General features: G+C 67.5%; 10 protein-coding genes, 4 tRNA genes and 1 pseudogene. 10 read left to right on the forward strand and 5 right to left on the reverse strand.

All coding sequences use genetic code 11. The features are described from left to right. From Q1K70_RS09375 to thiC, 3 genes and pseudogenes are all read right to left on the reverse strand, one after another. Positions 1-193: pseudogene (locus Q1K70_RS09375) on the reverse strand (hypothetical protein); the annotation flags it as partial. Continuing rightward, positions 190-936, reverse strand: a complete 747-nt coding sequence (gpmA, locus tag Q1K70_RS09380) for a 2,3-diphosphoglycerate-dependent phosphoglycerate mutase (protein ID WP_300158216.1) — start codon at positions 934-936, stop codon at positions 190-192. The pseudogene Q1K70_RS09375 and the gene gpmA, both read right to left, overlap by 4 nt. Before the next feature lie 28 nt (positions 937-964). Next, positions 965-2,275 carry a phosphomethylpyrimidine synthase ThiC gene (gene thiC, locus Q1K70_RS09385; RefSeq protein WP_300158219.1) on the reverse strand — a complete coding sequence of 437 codons (1,311 nt, stop codon included), beginning with the start codon at positions 2,273-2,275 and terminating at the stop codon, positions 965-967. Positions 2,276-2,465: 190 nt separating this feature from the next. On the opposite strand from thiC, the gene rpmE reads away from it, so the two are divergent. The 5 genes from rpmE to Q1K70_RS09410 all read left to right on the forward strand — a co-directional run bounded on the left by rpmE (position 2,466) and on the right by Q1K70_RS09410 (position 7,485). Beyond that, a complete protein-coding gene (gene rpmE / locus Q1K70_RS09390; RefSeq protein WP_300158222.1) occupies positions 2,466-2,681 on the forward strand; it encodes a 50S ribosomal protein L31 in 216 nt (71 codons plus the stop codon). A gap of 60 nt (positions 2,682-2,741) precedes the next feature. Further along, positions 2,742-3,698 (forward strand): DUF1385 domain-containing protein, encoded by a 957-nt coding sequence (locus Q1K70_RS09395; protein ID WP_300158225.1) that lies wholly within the window; start codon positions 2,742-2,744, stop codon positions 3,696-3,698. Positions 3,699-3,780: 82 nt separating this feature from the next. After that, complete coding sequence (gene prfA, locus Q1K70_RS09400) at positions 3,781-4,854, forward strand: peptide chain release factor 1 (RefSeq protein ID WP_300158228.1); 1,074 nt, start codon at positions 3,781-3,783, stop codon at positions 4,852-4,854. 154 nt (positions 4,855-5,008) lie between these two features. After that, a complete protein-coding gene (prmC, locus tag Q1K70_RS09405) occupies positions 5,009-5,875 on the forward strand; it encodes a peptide chain release factor N(5)-glutamine methyltransferase (RefSeq protein ID WP_300158231.1) in 867 nt (288 codons plus the stop codon). Between the two features lie 137 nt (positions 5,876-6,012). Continuing rightward, positions 6,013-7,485, forward strand: a complete 1,473-nt coding sequence (locus tag Q1K70_RS09410) for a hypothetical protein (protein ID WP_300158234.1) — start codon at positions 6,013-6,015, stop codon at positions 7,483-7,485. Here the strand turns inward: Q1K70_RS09410 and Q1K70_RS09415 are convergent. Then, the gene (locus tag Q1K70_RS09415) at positions 7,482-8,660 is read right to left on the reverse strand and encodes a biopolymer transporter Tol (RefSeq protein WP_300158237.1); all 1,179 of its coding nucleotides are present in this window, start codon (positions 8,658-8,660) and stop codon (positions 7,482-7,484) included. The genes Q1K70_RS09410 and Q1K70_RS09415 overlap by 4 nt on opposite strands. 133 nt (positions 8,661-8,793) lie before the next feature. Beyond that, complete coding sequence (ftsH, locus tag Q1K70_RS09420) at positions 8,794-10,611, reverse strand: ATP-dependent zinc metalloprotease FtsH (RefSeq protein ID WP_300158243.1); 1,818 nt, start codon at positions 10,609-10,611, stop codon at positions 8,794-8,796. Positions 10,612-10,869: 258 nt separating this feature from the next. Between ftsH and Q1K70_RS09425 the strand changes: the two genes are divergently transcribed. The 5 genes from Q1K70_RS09425 to Q1K70_RS09445 form a co-directional block, all read left to right on the forward strand. After that, positions 10,870-10,945, forward strand: a tRNA-Thr gene (locus Q1K70_RS09425). Between the two features lie 4 nt (positions 10,946-10,949). Continuing rightward, positions 10,950-11,035, forward strand: a tRNA-Tyr gene (locus Q1K70_RS09430). A 59-nt stretch (positions 11,036-11,094) separates the two neighbouring features. Beyond that, positions 11,095-11,171, forward strand: a tRNA-Gly gene (locus Q1K70_RS09435). Between the two features lie 32 nt (positions 11,172-11,203). After that, positions 11,204-11,279, forward strand: a tRNA-Thr gene (locus tag Q1K70_RS09440). A 53-nt stretch (positions 11,280-11,332) separates the two neighbouring features. After that, positions 11,333-11,853: GTP-binding protein (locus Q1K70_RS09445; RefSeq protein WP_300158240.1), on the forward strand; the 521-nt coding region annotated here is incomplete at its 3' end.

Consider the following 11,853-nt stretch of genomic DNA (forward strand, 5'->3'; position numbering starts at 1 on the left):
GCGCGGCCAGTTCGGCCACGGGCACGTCCAGACAGGCCCCGGAGCCCAGGACCAGGGCCGTGCCGGTCCCCGGGCACGCTTCCGCGGCGTCCAGGACGCAGCGTCGCGTGGCCTCGATGTGGGACGCCCAGGCCCCCCGGCCGCCGGAGGCATCTTCCTTCCCCCTCTTCCCCTTTTCTCCTCTTCCCTTCACTTCGCCTTGCCTTGGGCGGCCACGGCGGCGACGCTTTTGGCGATGGCGTCGGGGTCGCCCAGATAGAAGTGCCGCAGGGGCTTGAGGGCGTCGTCGAGTTCGTAGACGAGCGGCACGCCGGTGGGGATGTTCAGTTCGCTGATGTCTTCGTCGCTGACGTCGTCGAGGTATTTGACCAGCGCCCGCATGGAGTTGCCGTGGGCGGCCACGAGCAGGCGCGTGCCCGCGGCGATGGCCGGAGCCATGACCTCGTGCCAGAAGGGCAGCACGCGGGCCACGGTGTCCTTGAGGCATTCCGTGGTCGGCAGTTCGGCCTGGGTGAGGCCGGCATAGCGCCGGTCGTGGCCGGGGAAGCGGTCGTCGTCCGGGGTGAGGGCCGGGGGCCGGGTATCGAAGCTCCTGCGCCAGACGAAGACTTGTTCTTCGCCGTATTTGGCGGCCATTTCCGCCTTGTTGAGGCCTTGCAGCGCCCCGTAGTGCCGTTCGTTGAGCCGCCAGGCCTTGGTCACCGGCAGCCACAGCCGGTCGAGGCCGGCGAGCACGATGTCCAGCGTCATGATGGCCCGGGACAGCACCGAGGTCAGGCAGGCGTCGAAGTCGTAGCCGCCTTCGCGAAGGAGCGCCGCGGCGCTTTGGGCCTCGGCCTTGCCCTGGTCGGTGAGGCCCACGTCGGTCCAGCCGGTGAAGCGGTTTTCCAGGTTCCAGACGCTTTGTCCGTGCCGCATCAGCACCAGGGTGTGCATGGGTTCCTCCGCGAGGCGGTCGGCTTGGTTATTTCTCGTTTTCGGGCTTGGTGGGGCAGGCGAAGCTGTCGCCGGTCATCATGCGCATGGCGCACAGCGCGCCGCACATGGCGCATTCCTTTTCCTTGCTGTGCGTGGCCCGGCGCTGGCGCACGAGGTCCGGGTCCAGGGCGAAACCGGCCATGGCCTCCCAGTCGAGGTCGGCCCGGGCCTTGGACATGCCGAGGTTGCGGGCCACGGCGGCCGGGCGGCCAAGGGCCGTCTCGGCGCTCTGGGCGGCGACGAGGCTGGCCTTGATGCCGGCCCAGACGTCTTCGGGGCCGGGCAGGGTGAGGTGCTCGGCCGGGGTCAGGTAGCACAGGAAATCCGCGCCGAAGTAGGCGGCCAGCGCACCGCCGATGGCCCCGGCGATGTGGTCGTAGCCCGGGGCGCAGTCCGTGGTCAGCGGCCCGAGGACATAGAGGGGCGCGCCGCCGGTCAGGCGCTTGATGCCTTGGATCTGGCTCTGGACCAGGTGCAGGGGCACGTGTCCCGGGCCTTCGATCATGGTCTGCACGCCGCGCGCCTTGGCGCGTCTGGCCAGTTCGCCGAGGTTGATGACCTCCTCCCACTGCGCGCCGTCGCCGGCGTCGGCCCCGCAGCCGGGGCGCAGGCCGTCGCCGAGGCTGATGGTCACGTTATGGGCCAGGCAGATGTCGAGAATGTCGTCGTAGCGCGTCAAAAAGGGGTTTTCCTGCTCGTGGCGGCGCATCCAGCGGCCGAGGATGGAGCCGCCGCGCGAGACGATGCCGGTGACGCGCCCGGAGTCCACGGCGAGCTTGGCTCCGCGGCGGGTGACGCCGCAGTGCAGCGTCATGAAGTCGACCCCGGCCGCCGCCTGCTGGGCGATCTCGGCGATGATCTCCTCTTCGGTGAAGTCGCTGGGGTCGCCGCCCCGGGCCAGGTGGCGCTGGGCCACGGCGTAGAGCGGCACGGTGCCGAGCGGCAGGTTCACGGCGTCCAGGATGTCGCGCCGGATGGCGTCGAGGTCGCCGGCCGTGGACAGGTCCATCAGCGCGTGGGCTCCGGCCTTCTGGGCCAGCCGGGCCTTTTCCAGTTCCATGGCCACGTCGGTGACGAACATGGAGGTGCCGATGTTGGCGTTGACCTTGACCGAAGCCGGCTGGCCGATGAGGGTGGGGACGACGTTCTTGTGGGCCGGGTTGGCCAGAAGGACCATGGTCCCGGCGTTTATGGCTTCTTCGATGCTGCTGGGTGAGAGTCCTTCAGTTCGAGCCAGGGCGGAGAGATGCGCGCGCAGAATGTTCGAGCAGGCCGCATTTTTACTACATAGAGACATAAAAAGATCCTTAAGGTGATTTTGAGATGGGGCAGGCTAGCACGAAGCCCGGCGAAGCACAAAGAGGAGGGCGCGCGCGGCGGCGTCGTCGGCGCCGTTCCGGGAAATCCGCGCCGGAACGCTTGCCAAGGTCGGGAAAAGGCGTTAATTGATCTCGCTTTCCCGCACGGGATATTCAAGGAGCCGCGAGATGAAAAAAGATATCCATCCCAAAACTTTCAAGGCGACCATCCGCTGCAACTGCGGTTTCGAAGAGCAGGCCATTTCCACCAAGGGCGAGCTGGTGCTCGTGGAAGTCTGCTCCCACTGCCATCCGTTCTACACCGGCAAGCAGCGTTTTCTCGACACCGCCGGCCGCATCGACCGCTTCCGGAAGAAGTACGCCAAGTTCGAGAAGAAGGCCTAACCTGCCGCGCCCCGTTTTCGCCGGGCCTTTGCGCCCGGCGACGGGCCGGGAATTCCGTCCATGAAACGCGCCGTCCTCCTTTTGCCGCTTCTTGCCGCCAACCCCACGGTCGGCGGTCAGGCCGTCATGGAGGGCGTCATGATGCGCGACCGCGACAGGCTGGCCATTGCCGTGCGCAAGCCCGGCGGCGACATCCTGCTCGACGTGCGGCCCTGGTTTTCCCTCACCGCCGCCAAGCTCCTCAAGAAGCCGCTCGTGCGCGGCTTCCCCATCCTGCTGGAAACACTCGTCAACGGCATCAAGGCCCTCAACTACTCGGCCCAGGTGGCCGTGGAGGAGGACGAGGAGCAGGGCGAGATCGGCCCCTGGGCCATGGGGCTCACGCTCGCCGCGTCCATCGGCTTCGCGCTTCTGCTCTTCGTGGTCACGCCGCACCTGTTTTCCCTCGGCATGAAGGCTGCCGGACTTTCCGGCGGCGTCGAGGCCCTGAGCTTCCACGTCTGGGACGGCCTTTTCAAGGTGGCCCTTTTCATCGGCTATATCCTGGCCATCTCCTGCCTGCCCGACGTGCGCCGCGTCTTCGAGTACCACGGGGCCGAGCACAAGGTCATCTGGGCCTACGAGGAAGGGGCGGAACTGTCCCCGGCCGGGGCGCGCGGCTTCCCGCGCCTGCATCCCCGCTGCGGCACGGCCTTCCTGCTCTTCGTGCTGGCCATCTCCATCGTGCTCTACGCCTTTCTCGTGCCGTGGCTGCTCACCTTCTACGTGCCCGAGACCGGCTGGATCAAGCAGGCCTACATCGTGGGGCTCAAGCTCGGGCTCATGGTCCCGGTCAGCGCCCTGGCCTACGAAGTCATCAAGGTCGCCGGAAAGTTCCACACCAACGTGGTGTGCCGCCTGATCTCGGCGCCCGGGCTTTTCATGCAGATGCTCACCACCAAGGAACCGGACGACCGGCAGATCGAGGTGGCCCTGACCGCGCTTCGCGGCGCGGTGGACCGCCAGCCCGCTTCCTGATCCGCGCCGATCCGTCCGTTCCGAGACCAACCCCGGCCGGGGGACGCCTCACGCGCGTCCCGCCCGGCTTCGGAGTCGCTTCATGTTCGCCAAGCTCGAAAGCATTGAACGCAAGTACGAGGAACTGGAAAAGCAGCTGTCCGAGCCCGACGTCGTCACCGACCAGGAGCGCTTCCGCAAGCTCTCCAAGGCCCACGCCGACCTCGCCGAGATGGTGACCGCCTTTCGCGAGTACAAAAAGCTCGCCCGCGACCTGGAGGAAAACCAGGAGATGACCCAGGACCCGGACCCGGAGATGCGCGAGCTGGCCCTGGCCGAGGTCAGGGCCCTGAAAGACGCCCTGCCCGAGATCGAGGCCAAGCTCAAGGTGCTGCTCCTGCCCAAGGACCCCATGGACGAGAAGAACATCCTTCTCGAAATCCGGGCCGGCACCGGCGGCGAGGAAGCGGCGCTCTTCGCCGGCGACCTCTTCCGCATGTACACCCGCTACGCCGAGACCAAGCGCTGGAAGGTCGAGATCATGAGCCAGTCCGAGACGGGATCGGGCGGCTACAAGGAAGTCATCGCCTCCATCTCCGGGGACAAGGTCTACAGCCGGCTCAAGTACGAGTCCGGCGCGCACCGCGTGCAGCGCGTGCCGGCCACCGAATCCCAGGGCCGCATCCACACCTCCGCCGTCACGGTCGCCATCATGCCCGAGGCCGAGGAAGTGGACGTGGCCATCGACCCGGGCGACCTGCGCATCGACGTCTACCGCTCCAGCGGCCCCGGCGGCCAGAGCGTCAACACCACGGACTCGGCCGTGCGCGTCACCCACATCCCCTCGGGCCTGGTCGTCATCTGCCAGGACGAAAAATCCCAGCACAAGAACAAGGCCAAGGCGCTCAAGGTGCTGCGCGCCCGGCTGCTCCAGATCGAGCAGGAAAAGCAGCGCCTGGAGCAGGAAGCCAGCCGCCGCTCCCAGGTCGGCTCCGGCGACCGCTCCGAGCGCATCCGCACCTACAATTTTCCCCAAAGCCGCGTCACCGACCACCGCATCAACCTGACGCTCTACAAGCTCGAGGCGGTGCTCGAAGGCGACTGCGACGATCTCTTCGACGGGCTCATCGCCCACTACCAGGCCGAGGCCCTCAAGGCCCAGGCCGACGCCGCGTAAGCGTAGAGAAGAGAGAAGAATGCCTCCGGCGGCCGGGAGGGGGTAACCCCCTCCCGGACCCTCCCTTCCTGGGGGCGCGATCCCGCCCGCCGGGCTTTGCCGGCGGGCGGGATCGCGCCCCCAACAAGTGAGAGGCCGAGGAGAGGAGACGGGAATGGAGGGGCGCGCGCCGACGGTGCGGGAGATTCTGGGCAAGACCGAGGGGTACCTTAAAGAAAGGGGCGTGGATGCGCCGCGGTTGTCGGCGCAGCTGCTCCTGGCCCAGGCCCTGGGCATGGACCGGCTGGGGCTGGTGCTGGCCATGGACCGCCCGCTGACCCCGGAGGAACTGGACGCCTACCGGCCCCTGGTGGCCCGGAGAGGGAAGGGCGAGCCCGTGGCCTACCTGCTGGGGGAACGCGAATTTTTCGGCTTCGACTTCAAGGTGACCCCCGACACCCTCATTCCCCGGCCCGAGACCGAGCTTGTCGTCGAGCGCGCCCTGGAACTTTTCCCCCAGGGCGCGCTTTCGCGTTTCGCCGACCTGGGAACCGGCTCGGGCTGCCTGGCCGTGACGCTGGCCGTGAAATTTCCCCGGGCGCGAGGCCTGGCCCTGGACAAAAGCCCGGGCGCGCTGGCCGTGGCCCGGGAAAACGCGGCAAGGCACGGCGTGGCCGACCGGCTGGATTTCGTGGAGGCGGACTTCGCGGCATTGCCGGAAACGGCCGGCGGCTACGAGCTGGTCGTGTCCAACCCGCCCTACGTGAGCGTCGCCGAGTACCGGGAGTGCTCCCGGGAAGTGCGCGATTTCGAGCCGTCCACGGCCCTGGTGCCCGGCGAGACGGGGCTCGAGGCCGTGCCCGTGGTGGCCCGGGCCGCCTTTTCGCGCCTGGCCCCGGGCGGCCGGCTCCTGGTCGAGATCGGCTGGAAGCAGGGGCCCGGGGCGTCGGCCCTGCTGGCCGAGGCCGGGTTCGCCGACGTGGCCGTGCGCCGCGACCTGGCCGGCTGCGACCGTGTGGTCGAGGGCCGCAAACCCGACTGATTGTTTCCTTCCCTCCCTTGCTTCGGGTCTGGCCGTGGGCTAGGTTGCCCCTTGAAAATGCGCCAGTATCTTCAAGAAAAACAAATGCCCTGAAGTGTTGCCGCGCAAGGCCTGAGACGCCGTCTGCGGGAGGGAGCATGTCGTCGCCTTCATCCAGGGAAAAAGTCCTCGTCCTCCTTGCCGTGGCCGTGCCGGCCCTGCTCGTTGCCAACCGCCTGGCCGTGACCGCCGCCGATTTCGACCTCTGGGGCTACCTCGCCTTCGGCCGCCTCTACTGGCGGCAGGGTTTTCCCTACGCCGACGTCTTCGCCTACACGCCCACCTTGCGTCCCTGGGTCTACCACGAATGGCTGACCGGCGTGGTCTATTATCCCATCCACCAGGCCCTTGGCATGGTCGGCCTCCAGGCCCTGCGCTTTCTGGTCGCGGCCGGAACCTGCCTGGCCGTTTTCGCCGCCGCCCGGGTCCGTCGGGCCGACTTCCTGACCTGTGGATTGTTCTGCTTCGTCGCCGGCGAGTTGCTGGTCATCGGCTTTGCTCCGGTGCGGGCGCAGATTTTCACCTATCTCTTTTTCGCCGTCTTCCTCTGGCGGCTGGAGGCCTTCCGGGCCGACGGCCGGTGGCGGCGGCTGGCCTGGCTGCCTTTATTGATGTTCGGCTGGGCCAACCTGCACGGCGGCTTCCTGGCCGGCCTGGGGCTGGTCGGGCTCTACGCCGCCGGCGCGCTGCCGGCCCGGCGCGGCTTTTGGCCCCTGGCCGGCTGCGGCGCGTTGTGCGCCCTGGCCACGCTGGTCAACCCCTACGGCCCGGCCTATTGGACCTATCTTGTGGACGCCATCGGCCTGCCCCGGCCGGACGTGGCCGAATGGGCCTCGGTCTGGCGGGCGCTTTCCATGGGAAGGCTCGCCAACAACGCATGGTTCTTCCTGGGCATGGCCGGCTTCGCCCTTTTCGTGATGCTGCGCCGGCGTCGCCGCGACGTCACGGACTGGCTGGTGCTCGGCGTCACGGCCGCCATGGCCGCCGGCCACCTGCGCCATCAGATATTTTTCATCCTCGCCTTCGCCGCGCTCCTTCCTTCCGTCTTCGCCGACGGCAAGGGCTTCGACGCGCGGGAGCTGTGGGCGAAGCTGGCGGGCTTTCGGCCCGCGCCCTTCCTGCTCGGGGCGCTGGCCGTGGCCCTGGCCGTCAACTTCGTCCTGGCCAGGCCCTGGCGCATCACGGCCCCGGACTGCGACGCGCCGGGAGCGGGGGAGTTCTCCTACCCGGTGGAGGCGGTCCGTTTCCTGCGTGAGCGGATTTCCGGCGGCGGCAGGGTGCTGGCCCATTTCAATTGGGGGGAGTGGCTGTCCTGGAACGACTATCCGTTCCTGCTCGTGGCCATGGACGGCCGGTACGAGACGGTCTATCCGCGCGCGCTCCACGAGGCGTACTTCCGCTTCGTCAACGCCCGGCCGGGCTGGCGGGAGTTCCTCGTCGCCTATCCGCCGGACGTGATTCTCCTCAGCGTGCACGACCCGGTCATCGCCGCCCTGGCCGGCGAGCCGGGCTGGCGGCTGGAGCGCAAGGGCCGGGGGAGCCTGCTTTTCGTACGGACGCGCCAGGATTAGGGCCGCGTGCCCACGCTGGGATTCAGCCCCTTGCCGAGGTCCGTGAGCCCCGTGCCGTCGATGTTGACCCGGTAGAGGTGGTGCCAGCCCCTGGGCGGCGCATCGGGCAGACCGGCGAAGTAGACCCGCCGGCCGTCCGGGCTCCAGGTCGGGGCCACGGCGGCGATGGCGCGGGGCGTCAGCCTGTAGTTCGTGCCCGAGGCCCCGTCGAAAAGGTAGAGCGCTGCGCTGGCGTCGTTGGCCCAGCGGGAGAAGGCCGGCGTGCCGTTGACGTCGCGCGCGACCAGGAGCAGGGCCGGCGCGGTGGGGCTCGGGATGTAATGGTCCGCCGTGGAGCCCCAGGGATCGTCGGTGAATTCCCCGATGGGCGCGACGCGACGCGTCGCGCCGGAAAGGTCCGTCCAGGTCGTCTTGTGCATGTCCTGGAGCACGAGCCTCTCGCCGTCGCTGGTGAATCCTTGCAAGGTCGTTTCGTTGTCCAGGCCGCGCAGTACGGTGCGCGGCTGGGCCTTCGGGTCGGCCATGTCCAGCAGGTCGATGCGGTGATCCACGCGCCAGGCCAGCCGCTTGCCGTCGGGGCTGAAGCATTTTTCCAGGGGCTCGCCGCCCTTGACCGGAATCAGGACGCCCTTGCCCGGGCCGGAAAGGGGGACGAGGCGCAGCCCCTTTTCGCCGGCCGGCGAAAAGGCCGCCATCGAGGCGTCCGGAGAAACGGCCGGCAGCCGGCCCCTGGCCAGCCGACGGGCCGGCTGCCCGTCCGCCAGCACCGCGATCCAGTCCCCATCCTCGAAGGCCGCCACGTCGCGGCTTTCCGTCCCGGCCGGGGCCGGCGCGGGCAGCCAGTCGGGCCTGTCCTGCCAGGTCTTGCCGGGAAGCGCCCGCAGGGCGGCCAGGGGAATGCGGTAGCGGAAGTCGCTGTCCGACCCCGCGCCCGGTTCCCCGGTTTCCACGACCACCACGGCCGTCCCGTCTTTTTCCTCGTCGCAGCGCACGGTCTGCCCGGCGGCCAGGGGCGGCGCCTTGGCCGTCGTCTTGCCCACGGCCTGGGCCTTGGAGGGGTCGATCACGGCATAGACCGGGTCGCCGCCCTTGGTGAGGACCTGGGCCAGGACGGGGCAGGGCGCGAGCAGGAAGGCCAGGAGCAGCGGGGCGCACAGGCGAAGCAGCGGCGGCATGGCAGGCCTTTGGTGTTTTGGGCGCGCCGTGGACGGGACGCCCGTTTCACGGCGCGGGGAGGAGCCGGCCTCTGGACGTCCGCCGTCCTGGCGGGGGCTCCCCGGGCCGGCCGCCGGGGAGCCCGTTGGTTTGTCAGGCCGCCTCGGCCGCCGCGAGCAGAGCCTTGAACTCCGTCTCGTCCAGGGTCTCCTTGTCCAGGAGGGCCTTGGCGATGTTCTCCAGGAATTCGCGATTTTTCCCGAGCAGTACGGCCACCCGTTCCTGGGAGGCCTCCAGGATTTCCTTCACTTCCAGGTCGAGCTGGGCCGCGGTGGCCTCGGAGTATTCCCGGCCGGCCAGTCCCGACTGGTCGCCGCCGAGGAAGACCGGCCGGTTGCGGCGCGGGTAGGTGGCCGGTCCGAGCGTGCGGCCCATGCCGTATTCCGCCACCATGGCCTGGGCGATGTCCGTGGCCCGCTGCAGGTCGTTGTGGGCTCCGGTGGAGATGTCGCCGAAGACCAGCCGCTCTGCCCCCCGGCCGCCCAGGAGCACGTCGATCTTGCCGAGGAGTTCCGTCTGGGTCATGAGGTAGCGGTCTTCGGTGGGCAGTTGCTGCGTCCAGCCCAGCGCCCCGATGCCGCGCGGCACGATGGAGATCTTGTGTACCGCGTCGGCCCCGGTCGTGAAGCTCGCCATCACGGCGTGGCCGGCCTCGTGGTAGGCCACCACCTGCTTCTCCTTGGGGTTGATGACCCGGTTCTTTTTTTCCAGCCCGCCCATGATGCGGTCCACGGCCTCCTCGAGGTCGGCCATCTCCACGGCGTCCTTGTCCTTTCGCGCGGCGAGCAGCGCCGCCTCGTTGACGGCGTTGGCCAGGTCCGCCCCGGAAAAGCCCGGCGTCTTGCGGGCGATGACCGAGAGGTCCACGTCGGGAGAGAGCACCACCTTGGCGGCGTGGACCCGCAGGATGGCCTCGCGGCCGGCGACGTCCGGCTTGTCCACGAGCACCTGCCGGTCGAAGCGCCCGGCCCGCAAAAGCGCCGGGTCCAGGGTCTCGGGCCGGTTGGTGGCGGCCATGATGATGACGCCGACGCGGGGATCGAAGCCGTCCATTTCGACGAGGAGCTGGTTGAGCGTCTGTTCGCGCTCGTCGTGGCCGCCGATGACCGCGCCGGCCCGGGACTTGCCGATGGCGTCGAGCTCGTCGATGAAGATGATGCACGGGGCCTTCTCCTTGGCCTGCACGAAGAGCTCGCGCACCCTGGCCGCGCCCACGCCCACGAACATCTCCACGAATTCCGAGCCGGAGATGGAGAAGAACGGCACCCCGGCCTCGCCGGCCACGGCCCGGGCGAGCAGCGTCTTGCCCGTGCCCGGCGGCCCGATGAGCAGCACGCCCTTGGGCATCTGGCCGCCCAGGCGCTGGAAGCGCTCGGGGGTCTTGAGGTAGTCGATGATCTCGACGAGCTCGGCCTTGGCCTCGTCGCAGCCGGCCACGTCGGTAAAACGCGTGTCCAGGTCCTTTTCGGCGTAGACCCGGGCCTTGTTCTTGCCGAAGGCCATGACCCCCTGGCCCGGGTTCAGGCGCTGCATGAGGAAGTACCAGATGCCGAAGAAGATGAAGATGGGGATGACCCAGGAGAGCAGGTCGCGCAGGAAGGTGGACTCCGGCTGGGCCCGGAACTTGACGTTGTACTTGGCCAGTTCGCTCGACAGGTCCTGGTCCACCCGGCGGGTGACGAACTCCGCGTCCTTGGCGTCGCCGCCGTCCTCCTTGACCTTCATGACGCCGGAAATGACGTCGCCGGTGATGGACACCTCGGTCACGTCGCCGGCTTGGAGCTTCTGGAGGAATTCGGAGTAGGGGAGGTTTTTCGGGCCGTAGGTGGAGACGATGAAGTTGTTGAGGAGCAGCACGCCCCAGATGGCGATAAGGATGTACCAGAGGGAGAATCGCTGGTGCTTTTCCAAGTTTTTCAAGACTTTCTCTCAATTGTTGAAGGTACGGAGCGCGATTTCAGGAAGATAAGTCGTTTCCAAGGGAATGACAACGCGCACGTGCGGCGCGGGGTCGGGAAAAATACGGGAAAATGAAAAAAGGTGTTGCCAAGGCGGGGTGAAGGGCGTAGTAACCCCTCTTCGCGTCCGGGTGAAACGGACGTGGCCGGGAGCGAGCAAAAAGGATTTGACACGCACCCACGGTTGAGCTAACTACCTGCGCCTTCGGCAGCTGGCGTAGCTCAACTGGCAGAGCAGCTGATTTGTAATCAGCAGGTTGCGGGTTCGAGTCCCATCGCCAGCTCCAAAGCGGAGGGGTTCCCGAGTGGCCAAAGGGAACAGACTGTAAATCTGTCGGCGTACGCCTTCGGAGGTTCAAATCCTCCCCCCTCCACCATAACGCGCGAATGCTGTAGGAGACAGGAAGCCCTGTCGCATGGACTACGTGTGACATACGCGGGAATAGCTCAATTGGCTAGAGCATCAGCCTTCCAAGCTGAGGGTTGCGAGTTCGAGTCTCGTTTCCCGCTCCACAAAGCCTCCCGTGTCCTACGCATGATTATAGGCCCACGTAGCTCAGTCGGTAGAGCACTTCCTTGGTAAGGAAGAGGTCACCGGTTCAAATCCGGTCGTGGGCTCCATATCAAAATCACCTCAAAATCCTGAAGTCAAACCGCTTGAGCAGGGGGACGACATGGGCAAGGCGAAATTCGAGCGGACCAAGCCGCACGTAAACATCGGCACCATCGGTCACATCGACCACGGCAAGACCACGCTGACCGCGGCCATCACGCGCCTGGCCAGCATGAAGGGGTTTGGCGAATACATCCCCTTCGACCAGATCGACAAGGCGCCGGAAGAAAAGGAACGCGGCATCACCATCGCCACGGCCCACGTGGAATACCAGACCGACAAGCGCCACTACGCCCACGTGGACTGCCCCGGTCACGCCGACTACATCAAGAACATGATCACCGGCGCGGCCCAGATGGACGGCGGCATCCTGGTGGTGGCGGCCACGGACGGCCCCATGCCCCAGACCCGTGAGCACATCCTGCTGGCCCGCCAGGTGGGCGTGCCCCAGCTGGTGGTGTTCATGAACAAGGTCGACCTGGTGGACGACCCCGAACTGCTGGAGCTGGTTGAGCTCGAAGTGCGCGAGCTTTTGACCAACTACGGCTTCCCGGGCGACGACATCCCGGTCATCAAGGGTTC

The organism is Solidesulfovibrio sp. (assembly GCF_029978005.1).
Lineage (GTDB): Bacteria > Desulfobacterota > Desulfovibrionia > Desulfovibrionales > Desulfovibrionaceae > Solidesulfovibrio.